Genomic DNA, 19,662 nt, shown 5'->3' on the forward strand with positions numbered 1-19,662 from the left:
GGGAGCGGACGCGCCGCTCCCGGCCCCCGGCCGTACCGTCTCCGCGTCAGCGGCCGTTGCGCAGCAGGGTGCGGATCACCCGCATCGCGACGGACAGGCTGGAGAGCTCGTACTTGTCCGAACCCCTTATGTCGTCGAGCGTGGTGCGGGCCCGGCTGAGCAGGGTGCCGTTGAGGGCGGCCCAGGCCGAGTAGCGCTCCTCGGGGCTGGAGCCGGCCGGTCCGGCGGCGAGCACGTCGGCGGTGAGGGCGGCGTGCGCGGCGAACAGGTCCTCGCGGATCGCGGCGCGGGCCATCGAGGACCAGCGGTCGGTGCGCGGCAGGTCGATGACCCGGTCGAGCAGGTGGCTGATCTGGAGCCGGTCGCCGAGGTCGTAGTACAGCTCGGCGACCTCCATCACGTCGGTGTCCGAGCGGTCCGCGACGCCGACGATGTCGAGGGTCGGGAACGCGGAGGACAGGCCGGCGATCCGGGTGGCCAGCTCGTCGGGGACGCCGGCCGCGGACAGCTCCTGGTGGACGGACTCGAACCAGGCCAGGTCCTCGCCGGTGAGCGGCTTGGGCAGGGCGTCCCAGACCTGGTTGACCCGGTCGTGGAAGAACGCGATGGTGTCGGCGATGTCGAGCGGCTGCCGGTTGTTGAGCATCCAGCGGGTGGCGCGCTCGACCAGCCGGCGGGCGTGCAGCCGCATCTTGGTCTGGACCCGGGCGGCGACCTTGTTGTCCAGGCGCTCGACCTGGTCCCAGATCTGCTCCAGGCCGAAGACCGCGCGGGCGGCGGCGTGGGTGCGGGCGATCTCCTCCATCGTCGCGCCGGTCTCCTCGCGGAGCCGGAACGCGAAGGTGCAGCCGCCCCGGTTGATCGTGTCGTTGACGATCAGGGTGGTGATGATCTCGCGGCGCAGCGGGTGGTGGTCGATCTGCTCGGCGAACCGGGCCCGCAGCGCGCTGGGGAAGTACTGCTGGAGCACGTCCCGGAAGTACGGGTCGTCGGGCAGGTCGGTGGCGAGCAGCTCGTCGGCCAGGGTGATCTTGGTGTAGGCGAGCAGCACCGACAGCTCGGGCTGGGAGAGGCCGCGGCCGGCCTGCTGGCGGTCGCGGATCTGCTTCTCGGTGGGCAGGTACTCCAGGGCCCGGTCGAGCTGTCCGTTGGACTCCAGCCGGTTGATCATGCGGGAGTGCACGTCGACCATGCTGGCGGCCTGGGCGACGGCGTTGGCGAGCACGACGTTCTGCGCGTAGTTGTTGCGCAGCACCAGGTGGCCGACCTCGTCGGTCATCTCGGCGAGCAGGGCGTTGCGCTGCTTGACCGTCATGTCGCCGTCGGCGACGACCTGGTTGAGCAGGATCTTGATGTTCACCTCGTGGTCGGAGGTGTCCACGCCGGCCGAGTTGTCGATGGCGTCGGTGTCGATCCAGCCGCCTTCGCCCCGCGGCCCGCCCTGGGAGGCGAACTCGATCCGGCCGAGCTGGGTGCAGCCGAGGTTGCCGCCCTCGCCGATCACCCGGGCCCGGACGTCGCCGCCGTTGACCCGGATCGCGTCGTTGGCCTTGTCGCCGACCTCGGCGTTGGTCTCGGTGGAGGCCTTGACGTAGGTGCCGATGCCGCCGTTCCAGAACAGGTCGACGGGGGCCTGCAGGACGGCCTTCATCAGCTCGGCGGGGGTGAGCTTGGCGGCGTCGACGCCGAGCCGCTCGCGGACCTGCGCGGAGAGCGGGATGGACTTGGCGGAGCGCGGGTAGACGCCGCCGCCGGCCGAGATCAGCGACTTGTCGTAGTCGTCCCAGGAGCTGCGCGGCAGGTCGAACAGCCGGCGGCGCTCGGCGAAGGAGGTCGCCGCGTCGGGGTTCGGGTCGAGGAAGATGTGCCGGTGGTCGAAGGCGGCGACCAGCCGGATGTGCTCGGAGAGCAGCATGCCGTTGCCGAACACGTCGCCGGACATGTCGCCGATGCCGATGACGGTGAAGTCCTCGGACTGGGTGTCGACGCCGAGCTCGCGGAAGTTGCGCTTGACCGACTCCCAGGCGCCGCGGGCGGTGATGCCCATGCCCTTGTGGTCGTAGCCGGCCGAGCCGCCGGAGGCGAACGCGTCGCCGAGCCAGAAGCCGTACTCCTGGGCGACGCCGTTGGCGATGTCGGAGAAGGTCGCGGTGCCCTTGTCGGCGGCGACCACCAGGTAGGTGTCGTCCTCGTCGTGGCGCACCACGTCGAGCGGGTGCACGACCTCGCCGGCGACCAGGTTGTCGGTGATGTCGAGCAGCGCGGAGATGAAGGTCTTGTAGGAGGCGATGCCCTCGGCGAGCCAGGCGTCGCGGTCGACCGACGGGTCGGGCAGCTGCTTGGCGACGAAGCCGCCCTTGGCGCCGACCGGCACGATGACGGTGTTCTTGACCATCTGGGCCTTGACCAGGCCGAGGATCTCGGTGCGGAAGTCCTCGCGCCGGTCGGACCAGCGCAGGCCGCCGCGGGCGACCTTGCCGAAGCGCAGGTGGACGCCCTCGACGCTGGGCGAGTACACCCAGATCTCGAAGGCGGGGCGCGGCGCGGGCAGGTCGGGGATGGCCTTGGGGTCGAACTTCATCGACACGTACGAGTGCCAGCGGCCCTCGGCGTCGTGCTGGAAGAAGTTGGTCCGCAGGGTGGCCCTGATCAGGTGCAGGAAGGAGCGCAGGATGCGGTCCTCGTCCAGCGAGACGACCTCGTCGAGGGCGCCGGAGAGCTCCTCGAGGATGCCCTCGGTGAGTTCCTCGCTGCCGGAGCGGTGGCTGGGCGAGAGCCGGGCCTCGAACAGGTTGACCAGCAGCCGGGTGGTGTGGGTGTTGTTGCGGAGCGCGTCCTCCATGTAGTCCTGGGAGAACGTGGAGCCCGCCTGCCGCAGGTACTTGGCGTACGCGCGGAGCACGACGGCCTGCCGCCAGGTCAGCTTGGCGGTGAGGACGAGCTCGTTGAAGCCGTCGTTCTCGGCCTCGCCGCGCCAGGCGGCGGAGAAGGTGTCCTGGAAGCGCTCGCGGTCGTCCTCGGTGAGGTCGGTGCCCTCGCGCAGCCGGAGGCCGAAGTCGACCACCCAGGCGGTGCTGCCGTCGGTGCGGCGCAGCGCGTACGGGTGCTCGTCGAGGACCTCGACGCCCAGGCGCTGCAGGACGGGCAGCACCTCGGTGAGCGAGATCGGGCCGCCGACCCGGTAGATCTTGAAGCGGCGCTCGTCGTCGCCGGCGCCGACCGGCTGGTAGAGGTTGAGCCGGAAGTCGCCCTCGCCGCTGAGCGACTCGATCTGCTTGAGGTCGGCGACGGCGGTGCGCGGCGGGAAGTCGGCGCGGTAGCCGTCGGGGAAGGCGTTGGCGTACTTGTGCGAGAGCTCGGCGGCGCGCTCCTCGCCGAACTCGCTGCCGAGCTGGTCGTTGAAGCCGTCCATCCAGAACCGGGCGGCCTCGGCGAGCCGGTTCTCGATCCGCTCGACGTCGGAGTCGGACAGCTTCGGCAGCTCGGTGCCGGGGGCGACCCGGACCACGAAGTGCAGGCGGGTGAGGACCGACTCGGTGGCGTACACCGTGTAGTCGATGCTGTCGCCGCTCAGCTCGGTCTTCAGGATGTCGGTGAGGGCGAGCCGGATCCGGGTGGTGTAGCGGTCGCGCGGCAGGTAGACGTACGCCGAGTAGTAGCGGCCGTACTCGTCCTGGCGCAGGAACAGCCGCAGCCGGCGGCGCTCCTGCAGGTACAGGACGCTGGTGGCGATCGACTGGAGCTCGGCGGCGGCGGTCTGGAACATCTCGTCGCGCGGGAAGGTCTCCATGATCTGGAGCAGGTCGCGCCCGTCGTGGCTGTCGCCGGAGAAGCCCGCGCCGTTCATGACCTCCTGCACCTTGCGGCGCACCACCGGGATCCGGGTGACCGACTCGGTGTACGCGGCGGAGGAGAACAGGCCGAGGAAGCGGCGCTCGCCGACCGGCTCGCCGGCCGCGTTGAACTTCTTCACGCCGACGTAGTCGAGGTACGCGGTGCGGTGCACGGTGGCGCGGCTGTTGGCCTTGGTGAGGACCAGCAGCTTCTTCTCGTGCGCCTTGGCGCGGACGGGGGCGGAGAGCCGGCCGAAGGCCTCGGAGACCGGGTGGTGGTCGGTGTCGTGGCTGAGCGGGTCGGCGCGCAGGATGCCGAGTCCGGTGCCGGCGACGGCCTTGAGCACCTCCTCGCCCTCGTGCTCGACCAGGTCGTACTCGCGGTAGCCGAGGAAGGTGAAGTGGTCGTCGGCCAGCCAGCGCATCAGCTCCCAGGCCTCGCCGACCTCCTGCTCGGGCAGGTGCGCGGGGGGCTCCTCGGCGAGCTCGTCGGCCAGTCGGAGCGCGGAGTCGCGCATCTTCGACCAGTCCTCGACCACCTCGCGGACGTCGCCCAGCACCCGGCGCAGGCCCGCCTCCAGGGTCCGCAGGTCCTCCCGGTCGGTCTCGCGGTCGATCTCGATGTGCATCCAGGACTCGACCACGGCGTCGGCGGGCCACTCGGTGCCGGCGGCCTGCGCGCGGTTGCACGCGTCGACGTCCAGGATCTCCAGCAGCTTGCCGGTGATGTCACGGCGCACGGCGAGCTGGGGGTGCACGACCAGGTGGATGGCGCGGTCCAGGCGGGACAGCTCGTTGGTGACCGAGTCGACCAGGAACGGCATGTCGTCGGTGACCACCTCGACCACGGTGTGGCCGCAGGACCAGCCGTTCTCCTCCACGGTCGGGGTGTGCACCCGGACCTCGGCGGTGCCCTGCGGGCGCTTCAGGCCCAGCCGGTAGTGGGAGGCCGCGGCCCCGTAGACGTCGACCGGGTCCCGGCTGATCAGATCCTCGGGGGCGGTGTGGAGGTAGTAGTGGTGCAGGTAGGCGGCCAGAGCACCGTTGCTCAGGCCCTCCCCCGGCGCCGCTCCCCCCACCTGGCTGTTCTCAGCGGCTGCTGCTGCTTTCCTGAGCAGGTCGGCCTTGGCTGCGTCCAGCTTGGTCTGCATGGCTGTTTGGCTCCTGTCGCGCGCCGTTGCGTGACTCGGTGATGACTGTGGGTGCACCGCCGGGCCCCGTCGGCAATCCTCCCGTACGCGAAGGGTGAAAAGCGCTCACGGCACGCATGAGTCGCGTTCCGCCCGGGTACGACAGCACGTTTGGCCTGCCTGACCGATAACCGGCGACGCCGTCAGCCTAGCCTGACGAAACGAAGGTGTCAGGGGACACGGAGGAGCAATCCCGCAGGAAGACCGGGTCTTCCTGGACACCTTGTCCAACGGACCCGCACCGGGGCGTCCGTCATTCGGGTGACCACTCCATGTGCGGGTGGACGTAGTCCGTCGGCGGGACGAACGTCTCCCGCACCGTCCGGGCCGAGGTCCAGTGCGCCGGGTCCCGGGGCGGCGCCGGGGCGCCGGACGGTTCGCCGTTGACCCGCAGGTCGCCCGCGCCGAACCGGAGCCGCTCCACCGCCGCCGCGATCGCCCGCCGGTCCCGGGCGAACACCGCGCCGCCGCCGGGGGCGTCCCGGCCGGCCCGCTCCAGCGCGTCTTCCCAGTGCCCGTCCCCGTACACCCGCACGGCCAGCACCGGCCCCGGGCACCCGGCGTACCGCTCGGCGGCGCCGAGCAGCACGGTCGGCCGGACGAACCAGCCGATCGCGTCGTCGTGCTGGCCGCCCGCCGCGAGCTCCACCGCCGGGTCCCGCCCGGCCCGCCCGAGCGCGCCGGTGACGCGGGCGTACGCCCGGGCGTCGACCAGCGCGCCCAGGAAGGTCCCGGGATCGGTGACGTCGCCGACCGCCAGCTCGTCCACCTCGCCGAGCAGGTCGTCCCGGATCCGCCGCCACAACCCCTCCGGCAGGTACGCCCGGGACAGCGCCGAGCGGCCCTGGCCCTGGTGCTCGAAGGCGCCGCGGATCAGCGCGGTGCGCACCGCCGCCGGGTCGGCCGAGGGGTGGGCGAGCAGGAAGCCCGGGGCGTCGGCCGTGCCGGCCAGCCGCGGGTAGCCGCGGTAGCGGGCGATGTTCCCCCCGACCTCCCGCCACAGCCGGCGCAGCCCGGCGGCCGGGCCGGCGTAGTGGACCCCGGCCAGCGCCGGGTCGCGCAGCAGCGCGTCGGTGGCCGCCGGGCCGTCGCCGGGGAGCAGGTTGACCACGCCGGGCGGCAGCCCGGCCTCCTCCAGCAGCAGCAGCGTCAGGTGCGCGGCCGGGGCCTGGGCCGGGGCGGGCCGCCACACCACGGTGTTGCCGAGCAGCGCGGGCGTGCCGGGCAGGCTCCCGGCGGCCGCCGTGGAGTGGAACGGGGTGAGCGCGCAGACGAAGCCGTCCAGCGGGCGGTGGTCGGCGCCGACCAGGCCGCCGGGCACCGGACGGGGCCGCTCGGCCGGCAGCACGGCGGCGTGCGCGTCCTGCCGCCAGGCGTCGACCAGGCCGCAGGCCGCGTCGACCTCGGCCTGCCGGACGCTCTTCGACTGCCCGAGCATGGTCGCGGCCACCAGGGCCTCCCGCCACGGCCCGGCCAGCAGCTCCGCGGCCCGCAGGAACACCGCCGCCCGCTCCTCGAACGGCAGCCGCCGCCAGCCGTCCGCCGCCGCCAGCGCCGCGTCCACCGCGGCCCGGGCGTCGTCCGCCGTCGCCTCGCCCAGCACGCCGAGCGGGGCCGCGTGCCGGTCCGGTCGGACCACCTCGACCCGGGCGCCGGCGCCGAGCCGGCGCTCGCCGCCGATCACCACCGGCAGCGGGTCGCGCCGCCCGGCCCGCTCCGCCAGCCGGGCCGCCAGCCGGTCCCGCTCGGCACTGCCCGGGGCGTACCCGCGGGGCGGTTCGGCGGCGGGGACGGCCTCGTCTTCGATCGGCATGGTCGGGGTGCTCCGTGGTGGGGTCGGACTGCCTGTGCTTCTCCCCCCAGCCTCGCCGCGCCCGCCCCCGCCGCCGCGCCGTGACACGCCTACGCGGCGAGTTCCTCCGCCACCGCGACGGCCTCGGCGAGCGAGTCCACCACCGGCACGCCGAGGTGGGTCAGCTTCTCCCGGGTGTGCGAACCCCCGGTATACAACACCGACTTGATGCCCTCGGAGAGCGCCGCCTCGGCGTCGTCCGCCGCGTCGCCGATCAGCACGGTGCGGCCCCGGTCGATCCCGTCGCCCAGGGCGGCCAGGTGCAGCGCCAGCTCCGCGGCCTTGCGGCCGCCGGCGTGGCCGCGCCGCCCGTCGACCCGGGTGAAGTGCCGGGTCAGCCCGAAGGCGTCCACCGCGGGGACGAGCTTGTCGTGCGCGTACATCGACAGCACCGACTGGCTGCGCCCGGCCGCCGCCCAGCCCTCCAGCAGCTCCTCGACGCCCGGGGTCAGGCCGCAGCCCGGGAACAGCTCGGTGTACTTGACGTGGAACGCGTCGTCCAGCGCCAGCCACTCGGCCTCGTCCGGCGTCCGCCCCAGCAGCCGCTGGTAGAAGCGGGGGATCGGGATCTCGTACTGCGCCCGGTACTCCTCCAGCGTAATCGGCGCGATGCCGACGGTCGCGAACGCGGCGTTGCTCGCCCCGAGCACCGCCGCCATGTCCGACAGCAGGGTGCCGTTCCAGTCCCAGACTATGTGTGTGCGCACCCGCCAAGGGTACGTGCGGGAGGCCGCCGCCGGGACGGTGCGGGTCACCACGGGACGGGGCCGTCGTCCTCGAAGAAGCCGCCGCTCGGGCCGCCGTCGGGCAGGGTGGCGAGCCGGATCGCGGTGGCCGCGCCCTGCTCGGGGGTGCGGGAGCCGTGGAAGCCGGTGAAGTCGGTGGCGACCAGGCCGGGGCAGGCGGCGTTGACCAGGACGCCGGTGCCGGCGAGCTGTCGGGCGTACTGCACGGTGACGGCGTTGAGGAGGGTCTTGGAGGGCGCGTACGCCGCCATGACCGGGCCGGCCCCGGTGTCCGGGTCGCTCTGCCGGGTCAGCGAGGCGACGCCGCTGGAGAGGTTGACGACGCGCGGGGCGGCGGAGCGGCGCAGCAGCGGCAGCAGCGCGTTGGTCACCCGGATGACGCCCAGCACGTTGGTCTCCAGCACCGCCCGGAGCACGTCGAGGTCGAGGGCGGTCGGGTCCTGGAACCAGCCGGGGCCCATCTCCCCCGGGACGCCGGCGTTGTTGACCAGGACGTCGAGGCGTCCGGCCTCCCGCTCGACCAGTTCGGCGGCCTCCGTGACGCTGCGCCCGCTGGTCACGTCCAGCGGCACGCCGAACGCGTCGACCCCGGCGGCGCGCAGCTCCCGGACGGCGGCCGCGCGCCGGGCCGCGTCGCGGGCCCCCACGCCGACGCGGTGCCCCCGGGCGCCGAGCCCGGCCGCGATCGCGTACCCGATGCCCTTGTTCGCGCCGGTCACCAGCGCGATCCTCGTCTCGTCCATGCCGCCGATGCTCGTCCCCGGGCGGGCCGGGCGTCCAAGACCGGATCGGTAGCCTGTGATACCCGTCAGGTATCACCCCGGGGGGAGGGGCCGGTCATGGACGCTCTGGAGACCCGCGAGCTGAGGTACTTCGTCGCGGTCGCCGAGGAACTGCACTTCGGCCGGGCCGCCGAGCGCCTGGGGATGGCCCAGCCGCCGCTGTCCCGGGCCGTCCAGCGGCTCGAACGACGCCTGGGGGTGCGGCTGTTGGAGCGCGACCGGCGCGGCGTGCGGCTGACCGGCGCCGGCCTGGTGCTGCTGGACGAGGGCCGCGCGGCCCTGGACGCGACCGCCGCCGCGGCGCGCCGCACCCGCCGCCGGGGCGGCGCGGACCGGGCGGACGGCCCGCGCGAGCACCTGGTCCTCGCGGTCAAGTCCGCCGCGTCGCACGGCCTGCTGCGGCGGCTGCTGGACGCCTACGCGGCCGAGCCCGGCGCCGCCGAGGTGGAGGTGCTGGCCGGCGGTTTCGACGAGCAGGAGCAGATGCTGCGCGACGGCCGCGCCGACGCGGCGCTGCTCATCGTGCCGTTCCACTCGGTGGCCGGGTTCGACAGCGAGGAGCTGCTGACCGAGGGGCGGATGGCCGTGCTGCCGGCCGGGCACCCGCTCGCGGCGCGCGCGGCGCTGTCGTTGGCCGACCTCGACGGCGTCCCCGGCCTCCCGGCCGCCCGCTGGCCCCGGCGGGGCGGCTACCCGCCCGGTCCGGGTCCCGAGGTCCGCGACCACACGCAGCTGGCCCAGCTGATCGCGCTCGGGCGGACCCTGGCGGTCGTCCCGGAGTCCGCCCGGGCCTGGCTGTGGCCCGAGCACGCCACCGTCCCGCTGGTCGACGCCCCTCCCGTCGTCACCCACCTCGCCTGGCCGCCGCACAGCCGCTCGCCGGCCCTGGCCGCCCTGGTCCGCACCGCGACCCGGCTGGCGGCGGGCTGAGACGCCGGTGTCCCGGCCCCCTCGCGCACGGCGCGCGGGGGCCGGGACGCCCGGCGGCCGGGTCAGTTGAACCGGTCCGGGTCCGGGCCGGTGCGCAGGCCGCGGTCGCCGGCGGCGACGGCGGCCATCTCGTCGTCGGTGAGGGTGAAGTCGAAGACGTCGAGGTTCTGCCGGATCCGGGCGGGGGTGACCGACTTGGGGATCACCACGTTGCCCAGCTGCAGGTGCCAGCGCAGCACCACCTGGGCGGGCGACTTGCCGGTGCGGGCGGCGGCCGCGGTGATCGCCGGGTCGTCGAGCACGGCGCCCTGGGCGAGCGGGCTCCACGCCTCGGTGGCGATGCCGTGCGCGGCGTCGAAGGCGCGCACCTCGGCCTGCTGGAGGCCGGGGTGCAGCTCGACCTGGTTGACGGCGGGGACGAGGCCGCCGGCCTCGATCAGCCGGGTCAGGTGCGCGGGCTGGAAGTTGGACACGCCCGCGGCGCGGAGCCGCCCGTCGGCGACCAGCTTCTCGATCGCCCGCCAGGACTCGGCGTACAGGTCCCGGGCCGGGGTGGGCCAGTGGATCAGGTACAGGTCGGCGTACTCCAGGCCGAGCTTGTCGAGGCTGGCGTCGTAGGCCCGCAGCGTCGCGTCGTAGCCCTGGTCGGCGTTCCACAGCTTCGTGGTGACGAACAGCTCCTCGCGCGGCAGCCCGGAGGCGGCCAGCGCCTTCCCGACGCCGCGCTCGTTGCCGTAGACCGAGGCGGTGTCGATGCTCCGGTAGCCGGCCTCCAGCGCGGCGGCGACGGCGGGGGTGGTCTGCTCGTCCGGGACCTGGAAGACGCCGAAGCCGAGCTGCGGCATCTCGACGCCGTTGTTGAGGGTGACGGTGGGGACGGTGGTGCTCATGTCGTTTCTCCGGTACGGGGGTTGAGGGTTCTGGGGTGGTCTCAGTGCGCGGGCGCGGGGGTGCGGACGGCCACGGGCGCACGGCGCTCCAGGGCGGCCGAGACCAGGGCCAGCAGCAGTGCGGAGCCGGCCAGCAGGGCGCCCACCCAGTTCGGGGCGGTGTAGCCGAGGCCCGCGCTGATCACGGCGCCGCCGAGCCACGCGGCCAGCGCGTTGCCCAGGTTGAATGCTCCGATGTTCACGGCCGAGGCCAGCGTCGGCGCGCCGTGCGCCTGGTCCAGGACCCGCTTCTGCAGCGGCGGGACGGTGGCGAAGCCGAGCGCCCCGATCAGCAGCAGGGTGGCGGCGGCGGTGACCCGGTTGTGCGCGGTGACGGTGAACAGGGCGAGCACGGCGGTCAGTCCGCCCAGCGTGGTGAACAGCATCGGCATCAGCCGGCGGTCGGCGAACCGGCCGCCCAGCAGGTTGCCGAGGAACATGCCGACGCCGAGCAGCACCAGCAGCCAGGTCACCGCGCCGGCCGAGAAGCCGGCCACCTCGGTCATCATCGGCTTGACGTAGGTGATCGCGGCGAACACGCCGCCGAAGCCCAGCACGGTCATGCCCATCGCCAGCACCACCTGGGCGTTCTTGAACGCGGCCAGCTCCCGCCGCAGGTGCGCGCCCTCGGGCCGGGGCAGTTCGGGCACCAGCCGGGCGATGCCCAGCAGGCCGACCACGCCGAGCGCGGCGACGGCGGCGAAGGTGGCCCGCCAGCCGACCTGCTCGCCGACGAAGGTGCCGAGCGGCACGCCGACGATGTTGGCCACGGTCAGTCCGGTGAACATGGTGGCGATCGCCCCGGCCTTCTTGTCCGGCGCGACCAGTTCGGCGGCGACCACCGAGCCGATGCCGAAGAACGCGCCGTGCGCGAGCGAGGCGACGATCCGTCCGGCGAGCATCGCGCCGAAGCCGGGGGCGAGCGCGGAGAGCAGGTTGCCGGCCGTGAACAGCACCATCAGCAGCATCAGCATCCGCTTGCGGCTGATCCGGGTGCCGAGCACGGTCATCAGCGGTGCTCCGATCACCACGCCGACCGCGTAGCCGGTGACGAGCAGGCCCGCGGTCGGGATGCTCACGCCGAAGTCGGTCGCGACCTCGGGCAGCAGGCCCATGATCACGAACTCGGTGGTGCCGATCCCGAAGGCCCCGATGGCCAGGGCGAGAAGGGCGAGGGGCATGACGCGGACCTCCATGTGATTGCCGGTGCGCCTTACGTGCTTCGACAATAGTTGCACACGCAGGAACTTGCAAACGCATGAACTTGCAGACGCAGCGACCCCCGCTCCGGCCTGCGGAGCGGGGGTCGGGCCGGTCGGCGGCCGGGCGGGCCGGAGGGGCCGGTCGGCGGCCGGAGGGGCCGGCGGTCAGGACGGCAGCGGCGCGCCGGACCGGCGGTGCGGGGAGAAGAAGACCAGCGTCCAGCTCAGCGAGAGCAGGACCGCCCCCGTCCACAGCACCGCGCGGATCCCCACCGTCTCGCCCAGCACGCCGCTGAGCACCGAGCCGATCGCCAGCGAGCCGGTCAGCAGGAACCGGAAGGTGGCGTTCATCCGGCCGAGCAGGTGGACGGGCGTGGCCTGCTGGCGGAAGGTGACCTTGACGACGTTGTCGGTGCCGACCTTGAACGTCATCAGCAGGTAGGCGGCGCCCGCGGCCCACAGCGCCGGCCCGCGGTCCAGCAGCGGCAGGACGAACCCGGCGGGCGCGACGCACAGCCCGACCAGCCACATGCTCCGCCCGGCGCCGAGCCGCCGGCTGATCGGCCGGGCCGCCAGCGAGCCGAGGAAGACGCCGAGCCCGGCCATCGCGAGGAAGGTGCCGAACGCGAACTCCGACAGGCCCAGCTCGCGGACGAAGAGCACCGGCAGCACGGTCACGATCATCTGCAGGGCCATGTTGGTGAGCGCCCCGTCGAGCGCCAGCGGGCGCAGCATGGGGTGGCCGAGGACGAAGCGGGTGCCCTCCAGGATCTCGCGGCCCAGGTGGGTGTCCGGGCGGCGCTCCGGCTTCGGCTCGGGGGTCCGGACCCGGAGCAGGCAGAGCGCCGACCACAGGTAGGTGACCGCGTTGACGGCGACCGCCGCCGGCGCGGTGAGCAGCTGCACCAGGTAGCCGCCGGCGCTGCGTCCGGCGACCTGGTTGACCGCCTGCATGGCGACCAGCCTGGCGTTGGCCTCGCCGAGCAGGTCGCGGCCGACCACGTGCGGCAGGAAGCTCTGGTTGGCGACGTCGAAGAAGACCGTGGCGAGCCCGGAGAGCAGCACCACCGCGTACAGCTGCCCGATGGTGAGCGCGTCCAGCGCCCAGGCCGCCGGCACCGAGCCGAACAGCAGGGCCCGGACCAGGTCCGCCGTGATCTGCAGCCGCCGCTTGCGCATCCGGTCGGTCCAGGCCCCGGCGGGCAGGCCGACCAGCAGGAAGGCGGCGGTGCCGAGCGCGGCCAGCGCGCTGACCTGGCCGGGCGAGGCGTCGAGCTCCGTCACGGCGAGCAGCGGGACGGCCAGGTAGCTGATCTGGGTGCCCAGGGTGCTGGCCGCGGAGGCGGCGAAGACGTAGCGGAACGCCCGGACGCCGAACGCGGAGGCGGCCGGTGGGGCGCCCTCCCGCCGTTCCGGGCCGGCGGCGGTGGTGGTCATGACGGGGGTCCTTCGCTGCGGGGGGGTCGGGGTCAGGCGGTGCGGAAGTGGATCTTCTGCTCGGTCTCCAGGCAGAGCGCCTCGGCCTCGGCCGCGTCCCGCCCGCCGGCCAGCACGTAGCCGGAGCTGCAGTCGGCGAGGGTGTGGAGCGGGGGCACCACGTCGCCGGGGTTCTTGGCGACGACCGCGCCGACCTCCAGGGCGCAGAGCTCGGCCAGCAGCGGGAGGTAGACGCCCTCCAGTTCGCCGGGGGCCAGGCGCTTGACCAGGGCCGGGTTGTCGGCGTCGACGGTGATCTCGCGGATCACGCCGGGGGCGGGGGTGAAGAACCGGATGGCGGCGCCGCCGACCGGCTCGGGCGAGGCCTGCGGCAGCTCCTCGATGCCGAGCGGCACGGTCAGCATCATCCGGGCCAGGTCCGGGCCGTAGGCGCGGCGGACGAGTTCCGGCAGGGCGTGGCCGCCGAGCCGGGCGTGCGACTCCAGGACCCGGGGGCCCTTCGGAGTGAGCACGAACTCGCTGTGCGAGGGGCCCTCTACCAGGCCGACGGCGTCCAGCAGCCGGACGGTCAGCTCGCGCAGCGCGTCCCAGTGCGGGGCGGCGACCCGGCTCGGCGTGGAGACCGCCCACTCGACGTGCCGCTCGTTGACCTGGTACTCGGAGCAGCCGATCGGCACGTGCCGGCCCGCGAAGGAGAACGAGTCGACCGAGACGACCGGGCCCTCCAGGTACTCCTCGGCGAGCGCGGCGGTCAGCCCGTCGGCGGCCATCGCCCGCCAGGCGGCCGCGACCCCGTCGGCGTCGGCGGCGCGGTGGACGTGGCGGCTGGCCGCCCCGTCCACCGGCTTGAGGACGATCGGGCCGCCGACCTCGGCCAGGAAGGCGAGGGCCTCGGCCGGGCCGGCCACCACCCGGTGCGCGACCGGGCTCAGGCCGTGCCGGTCCAGGGCCCGCCGGGTCAGCGACTTGTCCTTGAGGGTGCGGGCGGTGGCCTCGCCGACGCCGGTGAGGCCGAGCGCGTCCACCACCCGGCCGACCGCGGTGCCGGCCGGCTCGGAGGTGGTCAGCACCCGGTCGAAGGGCCGCTCGGCGTGCAGCGGCCGCAGCACCTCCAGGATCGCGGCGCCGTCGGTGATCGGCGCGTGCACGATCCGCTCGCAGTGCTGCGCGATGGACGGCTCGTACAGGCCCTCCTCGTGGACGAGCACCACGTCGATGCCCAGCTCCTTGGCGCCGGCGATGGGGGCGGGCCGGCCGCCGACCCAGGCCACGCGGAATGTTCCGGTCACGGTGTCCTCAGTTCTCGTTCTCGTTCTGGTGCGGGGTGGTGGCGGGGGCTCAGGACAGGTCGAGCTGCTCGGCCAGGATCCTCGCGACCAGGTCGTAGCCGTGGTCGGTGTAGTGGGCGCGGTCGACGTAGACCCAGTCCTGTTCGGTGACGGCCCCGGCCACCACCGGGTTCAGGTCGAGGAAGCGGATGCCGCGCTTCTCGCAGCCCTCGCCCAGCCGCTCGGCGAAGGCGCGGGCGACGGCCGGGGTGGAGATGTCCCCGTACAGCGCCTCCCAGGTGCCGAGCTTGGAGATCCGGTCGATCTCGTCGAAGAGCAGCTGCTCCTGGGGGGCGTGCCGCTCGCGCATCCACAGGGCCATCGGCTGGAGCACGTAGGTGATCCGGGCGGTGGGGGCGAGGAGCTTCCAGGTCTCCAGGTGGCGCAGCGTCAGCTCGGCCGCGGACTCGATCACCCGCGGGACGTCGCGGCGGACGTCGTCGTGGGTGGAGATGGTGGGGCGGCGGCCGCCGCCAGAGAGGAACCCGCCGCGCTTGTTGGCCTTGCGGTTCTCGGCGCGGAGCTCCTCCATCTTCTCGTAGTACTCGCCGCAGAACCAGAACGCGCCGTGGTCGCCCTGCTGCCACTCGGGCAGCCGGCCGACCGTCAGGTCGTTGAGGCCGGAGAAGACCACGACCTCGTCGATCTCGGGGAGCAGGTGCCGGTGGAGCGTGAAGAGCAGCAGTTCCTGGGTGGAGTTGTAGCAGCGGCCGCCGAAGTTCAGCCAGGGCGCGGCGGGCGCGTGCTCGGTCCACAGCCGGGAGGCCAGGGTGGCGGCGTCGGTGGTGGCGCCGATGCCCATGACGGTGGAGCTGCCGGTGATGATCCGCACCGGGCCGTTCGCCGGGACGTTCCCGGCGGCGGAGGCGGTCGCGCCGTCCGGGCCGTGCGAGATCCGGAAGCCGGCCCGGTCGGTGTTGATCACCTCGGAGCGGTAGTCGGCCCGGTGGAAGTACATCAGGTAGGGCAGGTAGCGGGCCTCGCCCCGGTCGTCGAAGCGGGCGTACTCCTGGAGCTGGGGGGTGAGTTCGTCGCGGTGCAGTGCCATGGGATGCGGGTCCTTGGGTGGGTCGGGGTGTCGGGAGGGGGCGGGGTTCAGGCGGTCGCGACCCGGACCGCGATCGCGGCCAGGGTGGTGCCCATCACGAGGCGCTGGATCCGCAGCCAGCGGGGGCGGCCCTTCAGGAAGGCCGCGATCGCCCCGGCGCCGAACGCGATCAGTCCGTTGACGGTGACCGCGATGGAGATCTGGACCAGCCCGAGGACGAGGCTCTGCGCGGCGACCGAGCCGCGCGCGGTGTCCACGAACTGCGGGAGCACCGAGATGTAGAGGATCGCGATCTTCGGGTTGAGCAGGTTGGTGACCAGGCCCATCGTGAAGAGCCGCAGCGGCGGGTCGGGCGGGAGCGGCTTGGGGTCGAAGGCGTTGGTGCCGCCCGGCCGCAGGGTGTTGAAGGCGAGGTAGGCGAGGTAGAGCGCGCCCGCGTACTTGACCGCCGTGTAGACGCTCGGCACCAGGGTGAAGAGCGCCGCGATGCCGGTGACGGCGGCGAGGAGGTAGACGAAGAAGCCGGCCGCGACGCCGAGCAGCGAGAACAGCCCGGCCCGGCGGCCCTGCACGATCGACCGGGAGACCAGGTAGACCATGTTGGGGCCGGGGGTGAGGACCAGTCCGAGCGCCACCAGGGCGATGCCGGCCACGGAGCCTGCGCTGACCATCGGTGCGTTCCCTTCCGTCGCCGTCAGCGGTCCAGGCCGCGGGCGGCCCGGGACCTCGGTTCGCCGTCCCGGTCGGGGACGCACTCCAGTCGGACCAGGGCGGCGGTGGCGACGACCGCGTCGCGGACCTCCGCCGTGCTCGCGCCGCGGAACCGGAACCGGGCGCCGACGTGCTCGTAGCCGCCGATCCGCGGCATCGCGTAGCCGGGTTCCGGGACGACCTGGGCGTAGGCCAGCTCCTGCGCCCGGTCGGCGCCGTGCACGGCGGTGACCGTGCACGGCGCCGGGACGGGCGAGGAGACCAGCAGCCAGCCGCCGACCCGGCCGGCCGGCCTCGGCGCGGGCTCCGGGAGTTCGGGGGCGCGGCCGAGCTGGACGGCGGCGGCCGCGGCCATCAGGTCGACGCCGTGCACCTCCCGCCAGACGAACGGGATCTCCGCGCCGCCCACCCGCCAGCCGGCCTCCAGGAAGGTGACCCGGACGGCGCCGTCCCCGTCCGCCGGGCCGACGAACAGCTCCAGGTGGAACACCCAGGGCCGGTCGCCGCCCAGGGCCTCGGCCGCGGCGGCGGTGAACTCGCCGATCGGGCCGAGCAGTTCGGGGTCGTCCTCCTCGACCGAGCCGAGCGCGGTGCCCGCGCCGAACCCGGCGCAGGTGTTGACGTACCGGGAGGCCCGCCACGGGCCCAGCGCGCTGCCGGTCCACAGCCCGTCGACGTGGTAGATGGCGTCGCCGCAGTACGTCTGGACGATCCGGTCCTCCGGCTCCAGGCCCTCCAGCGCGGGCAGGTCGTCCGCGGAGTCGAGCCGGAGCACGCCGCGGCTCGCGGTGCCGCGCCGGGGCTTGACGATCAGCGGCCAGCCGTGGGTCTGGGCGAACTCCTTGACCTCGGCCGCGTCGGGGGCGTCGGCGGACTCCGGGGTGCGCAGCCCGGCGGCGGCGACGGCCCGCACCATGACCAGCTTGTCGCGGAACGGCGCGAGCGCGGCCGCGTCCTGGCCCGGGCAGCCCAGCTCGGCGCGCAGCCGGGCCGCGGTCTCCAGGTCGCCCTCGTTGAGCGCGACCACCAGGTCCGGGGTGCCGAAGCGGACGGACAGCGTGTCCGCGGCCGTGCGCACCTCGGCCGGGTCGTCGGTGGCCCGGACGGTGACGGTGCCGGCGGCGGCCGCCGGGACCGACTCGCGCCCGAGGCCGGTCGTCACGTAGGTGACGTGGTGGGTGCGGTGGTCGATGTAGTCCTCGTAGCGGGCGTGGTGGTCCCGCCAGCGGTGGATGACGAGGATGTGCGGGAGGAGGGCGGTCACGGCTCTCCGATCTCGGGGCCTTCGCAGGGGCGGGGGGCAGGGCGGGACGGGCAGGGCGGGGCGGGCGGGTGGCCGGAGGGGGTCCGGCCACCCGCGGCCGGGGGCCGGGTCAGACGGTGCGGAAGTGGATCCGCTCGTTGACCGCGTCGCACTTGGCCACCGCGTCGTCCGCGTCGGTGCCGGAGGCGATGACGTAGCCGGAGACGCAGTCCATGACGGTGTTCAGCGGCGGGACCCGCTCGCCGGGGTTCTTCGCGAGGAAGGCGGCGACCTCCAGCGGGGCGAACTCGTCCAGGTGCGGCAGGAAGACCTGCGGGGTCTCGCCCTCCGGCTGGCGGCGCAGCTCGATGTCGAGGTCGGCGTCGATCTCGATGGCCTCGATGGTGCCGGGCTCGGGGGTGAAGAAGCGCACGGCCGCGCCGCCGATCGGGTCGGGGGAGGTCGCGGGCAGGGTGTCGATGCCGAGCGGCACGGTGAGGAACCACCGGTTGAGGTCGCAGCCGAAGGCGCGGCGGACCAGTTCGGGGGCGCCGCTGCCAGCCAGCCGGGCGTGCGACTCCAGGACCCGGGGGCCCTTCGGGGTGAGCACGAACTCGCTGTGCGAGGGGCCCTCGGTGAGGCCGACGGCGTCCAGCAGCCGGACGGTCAGCTCGCGCAGCTCGGTCAGGTGCGGGGTGGCGTAGCGGCTGGGGGTGGAGACCTCCCATTCGACGAACCGGTCGTTCATCCGGTACTCGGAGTAGCCGATCGGCACGTGCCGGCCCTCGAAGGAGAAGGAGTCGACCGAGACGACCGGGCCCTCCAGGAACTCCTCGGCGATCACCGAGGTGACGCCGTCGGCGGCCAGCCGGTCGAAGGCGGCGGCGGCCTCCTCGGGGGTGGCGGCCGGGTGGATGTGCAGGCTGGCGACGCCGTCGGCGGGCTTGAGCACGATCCGGTCGGCGAGTTCGGCGGCGAACGCGGCGGCCTCCTCGGCGGAGCGGACCGTCCGGTAGCGGACCGGGCTGAGGTCGTGCTTGTCGAGCAGTTCGCGGGTGAGCGCCTTGTCCTTCAGGGCGCGGGCGGTGGCCTCGGTGACGCCGGGCAGGCCGAGCGCGTCGACCACGAAGCCGGTCGACTCGCCGGCGAACTCGGTGGTGGTGATGACCCGGTCGAACGGGCGCTCGTCGTGCAGCGGCTTGAGGACGTCGAGGATCGCCGGGCCGTCGGTGATCGGCGCGTGCACGATGCGCTCGCAGTGCACGCCGATGGCCGGGTCGTAGGCGCCCTCCTCGTGGACCAGGACCACGTCGATGCCGAGTTCCCTGGCTCCGGCGATGGGGGCGGGGCGACCACCGACGACTGCGATGCGGAACATCTCTGCTTCTCCTTCAGGGGGTTGGGGACTGCGGGCGGGGTGGTCGGCTAGCTCGCGTAGCAGCGGCGCAGCCAGCGGGCGGTCGGGGCCGGGGCCGGGGCGAAGGCGCGCCGGCGGTGGACCACCCGGTAGTTGTCGAAGACCAGGAAGTCGCCGGTCTCCAGGGTGAAGGCGGCTCCGTGGACCAGGCCCAGGGCGGCGTGGAAGGCGCGGACCTGCTCCTCGGTGGCCGCGTCGGTGCCGCGGGTGGTGCCCGCGTCGTAGCGGGCCCGGTTGCGCCCGGCCTCGTCGCGGTCGAACAGCGCGGTGCCGTCCAGGAGTTCGGGCGCGTCCGGGAAGTCGTTGGAGTCGGGCGCGCCGACCACGAACCCGGGGCGTTCGAGGGCCCGCAGCAGGGTCGGGTCGAGGTGCCGGACGACCTCGTCGACCGCGGCGACCTCGGTGGGCACCCGCTCCTCGTTGCGGACGGTGTAGAAGGTCAGGTAGCGGGGCACGTAGCCGCGCGGGTCGGTCCCGGGCTCCCCGAAGGGCAGGTGCGGGTTGTCGGTGTGCCAGAAGAACTCGGAGTCGGCGCCCCAGGAGCTGGTCGCGCCGGCCGCCTCCGGGTTCGGCACGACGTTGCGGATGAGCCGTCCCCGGTTCTCGTAGGCCACCGCGTACGGGGTCATCCCGAGCAGCTTGACCAGCCCGAAGTGCAGGGCGTTGACCAGCGAGAGGGCGGGCTCGTCGCCGTAGCCGTGGACCGGGGTCGGCGGGAAGTGCTGGGTGGGGAGGTTGCTCAGCTTGAGGACGTGGCGGCCGTCGACGCGGAAGGCGTCGAGGGCGTCGAGGACCTGGCCCGGCAGGTGGCGGCGGAGCACGTGCGCCCCGATGCCGGACAGGATCGCCTGGTTGTCGTCCGAGTCGAGGACGGAGGCGGAGGTCCGCTCCGCGATCTCCTTGGCGATGACGTCGCGGACCCCGTCGTCGAGACGGTGGTGGGTGATCCGCAGGACGTCCGCGGCGACCTCGGCGCCCGGTTCTGCGAGGAGGGATTCAGTCATGGTGTCATTC

At 73.9% G+C, this 19,662-nt stretch carries 14 protein-coding genes; 1 reads left to right on the forward strand and 13 read right to left on the reverse strand.

Going from position 1 to position 19,662, the window contains the following annotated elements; all coding sequences use genetic code 11:
* Window positions 1–46: 46 nt before the first annotated feature.
* From ACZ3J7_RS19940 to ACZ3J7_RS19955, 4 genes are all read right to left on the reverse strand, one after another.
* Window positions 47–4,984 carry an NAD-glutamate dehydrogenase gene (locus tag ACZ3J7_RS19940; protein ID WP_465622717.1) on the reverse strand — a complete coding sequence of 1,646 codons (4,938 nt, stop codon included), beginning with the start codon at window positions 4,982–4,984 and terminating at the stop codon, window positions 47–49.
* A gap of 292 nt (window positions 4,985–5,276) precedes the next feature.
* Window positions 5,277–6,836: an aldehyde dehydrogenase family protein gene (locus ACZ3J7_RS19945; RefSeq protein ID WP_465622719.1), complete on the reverse strand. Its 1,560-nt coding sequence runs from the start codon at window positions 6,834–6,836 to the stop codon at window positions 5,277–5,279.
* 89 nt (window positions 6,837–6,925) lie between these two features.
* Window positions 6,926–7,582 carry an HAD family hydrolase gene (locus ACZ3J7_RS19950; protein ID WP_465622721.1) on the reverse strand — a complete coding sequence of 219 codons (657 nt, stop codon included), beginning with the start codon at window positions 7,580–7,582 and terminating at the stop codon, window positions 6,926–6,928.
* Between the two features lie 44 nt (window positions 7,583–7,626).
* Window positions 7,627–8,364 carry an SDR family NAD(P)-dependent oxidoreductase gene (locus ACZ3J7_RS19955; RefSeq protein ID WP_465622724.1) on the reverse strand — a complete coding sequence of 246 codons (738 nt, stop codon included), beginning with the start codon at window positions 8,362–8,364 and terminating at the stop codon, window positions 7,627–7,629.
* A gap of 96 nt (window positions 8,365–8,460) precedes the next feature.
* Between ACZ3J7_RS19955 and ACZ3J7_RS19960 the strand changes: the two genes are divergently transcribed.
* A complete protein-coding gene (locus tag ACZ3J7_RS19960; protein ID WP_465622727.1) occupies window positions 8,461–9,333 on the forward strand; it encodes a LysR family transcriptional regulator in 873 nt (290 codons plus the stop codon).
* Between the two features lie 62 nt (window positions 9,334–9,395).
* On the opposite strand, the gene ACZ3J7_RS19965 is transcribed toward ACZ3J7_RS19960, so the two are convergent.
* From ACZ3J7_RS19965 to ACZ3J7_RS20005, 9 genes are all read right to left on the reverse strand, one after another.
* On the reverse strand, window positions 9,396–10,223 hold the full coding sequence (locus ACZ3J7_RS19965) for an aldo/keto reductase (RefSeq protein WP_465622729.1): 828 nt from the start codon (window positions 10,221–10,223) through the stop codon (window positions 9,396–9,398).
* A gap of 41 nt (window positions 10,224–10,264) precedes the next feature.
* Window positions 10,265–11,443 (reverse strand): MFS transporter, encoded by a 1,179-nt coding sequence (locus ACZ3J7_RS19970; RefSeq protein WP_465622731.1) that lies wholly within the window; start codon window positions 11,441–11,443, stop codon window positions 10,265–10,267.
* Window positions 11,444–11,629: 186 nt separating this feature from the next.
* Window positions 11,630–12,901 (reverse strand): MFS transporter, encoded by a 1,272-nt coding sequence (locus tag ACZ3J7_RS19975; protein ID WP_465622734.1) that lies wholly within the window; start codon window positions 12,899–12,901, stop codon window positions 11,630–11,632.
* Between the two features lie 32 nt (window positions 12,902–12,933).
* Window positions 12,934–14,190: an ATP-grasp domain-containing protein gene (locus tag ACZ3J7_RS19980; RefSeq protein ID WP_465622738.1), complete on the reverse strand. Its 1,257-nt coding sequence runs from the start codon at window positions 14,188–14,190 to the stop codon at window positions 12,934–12,936.
* A gap of 49 nt (window positions 14,191–14,239) precedes the next feature.
* Window positions 14,240–15,277 carry an Inducer of phenazine A gene (locus tag ACZ3J7_RS19985; RefSeq protein ID WP_465622741.1) on the reverse strand — a complete coding sequence of 346 codons (1,038 nt, stop codon included), beginning with the start codon at window positions 15,275–15,277 and terminating at the stop codon, window positions 14,240–14,242.
* Between the two features lie 47 nt (window positions 15,278–15,324).
* The gene (locus ACZ3J7_RS19990) at window positions 15,325–15,948 is read right to left on the reverse strand and encodes a LysE family translocator (protein ID WP_465622742.1); all 624 of its coding nucleotides are present in this window, start codon (window positions 15,946–15,948) and stop codon (window positions 15,325–15,327) included.
* A 23-nt stretch (window positions 15,949–15,971) separates the two neighbouring features.
* The gene (locus ACZ3J7_RS19995; RefSeq protein ID WP_465622744.1) at window positions 15,972–17,252 is read right to left on the reverse strand and encodes an ATP-grasp domain-containing protein; all 1,281 of its coding nucleotides are present in this window, start codon (window positions 17,250–17,252) and stop codon (window positions 15,972–15,974) included.
* Between the two features lie 109 nt (window positions 17,253–17,361).
* The gene (locus ACZ3J7_RS20000; RefSeq protein WP_465622747.1) at window positions 17,362–18,609 is read right to left on the reverse strand and encodes an ATP-grasp domain-containing protein; all 1,248 of its coding nucleotides are present in this window, start codon (window positions 18,607–18,609) and stop codon (window positions 17,362–17,364) included.
* Window positions 18,610–18,656: 47 nt separating this feature from the next.
* On the reverse strand, window positions 18,657–19,652 hold the full coding sequence (locus tag ACZ3J7_RS20005; RefSeq protein ID WP_465622750.1) for a TauD/TfdA family dioxygenase: 996 nt from the start codon (window positions 19,650–19,652) through the stop codon (window positions 18,657–18,659).
* Window positions 19,653–19,662 lie beyond the last annotated feature (10 nt).

It is taken from the genome of Kitasatospora sp. NPDC015121 (assembly GCF_055562955.1).

Coding starts and splice junctions, on each gene's coding strand:
- ACZ3J7_RS19940 (WP_465622717.1), bottom strand. CDS start 4,984: ATGCAGACCAAGCTGGACGCAGCCAAGGCCGACCTGCTCAGGAAAGCA.
- ACZ3J7_RS19945 (WP_465622719.1), bottom strand. CDS start 6,836: ATGCCGATCGAAGACGAGGCCGTCCCCGCCGCCGAACCGCCCCGCGGG.
- ACZ3J7_RS19955 (WP_465622724.1), bottom strand. CDS start 8,364: ATGGACGAGACGAGGATCGCGCTGGTGACCGGCGCGAACAAGGGCATC.
- ACZ3J7_RS19960 (WP_465622727.1), top strand. CDS start 8,461: ATGGACGCTCTGGAGACCCGCGAGCTGAGGTACTTCGTCGCGGTCGCC.
- ACZ3J7_RS19965 (WP_465622729.1), bottom strand. CDS start 10,223: ATGAGCACCACCGTCCCCACCGTCACCCTCAACAACGGCGTCGAGATG.
- ACZ3J7_RS19970 (WP_465622731.1), bottom strand. CDS start 11,443: ATGCCCCTCGCCCTTCTCGCCCTGGCCATCGGGGCCTTCGGGATCGGC.
- ACZ3J7_RS19975 (WP_465622734.1), bottom strand. CDS start 12,901: ATGACCACCACCGCCGCCGGCCCGGAACGGCGGGAGGGCGCCCCACCG.
- ACZ3J7_RS19985 (WP_465622741.1), bottom strand. CDS start 15,277: ATGGCACTGCACCGCGACGAACTCACCCCCCAGCTCCAGGAGTACGCC.
- ACZ3J7_RS19990 (WP_465622742.1), bottom strand. CDS start 15,948: ATGGTCAGCGCAGGCTCCGTGGCCGGCATCGCCCTGGTGGCGCTCGGA.
- ACZ3J7_RS20000 (WP_465622747.1), bottom strand. CDS start 18,609: ATGTTCCGCATCGCAGTCGTCGGTGGTCGCCCCGCCCCCATCGCCGGA.
- ACZ3J7_RS20005 (WP_465622750.1), bottom strand. CDS start 19,652: ATGACTGAATCCCTCCTCGCAGAACCGGGCGCCGAGGTCGCCGCGGAC.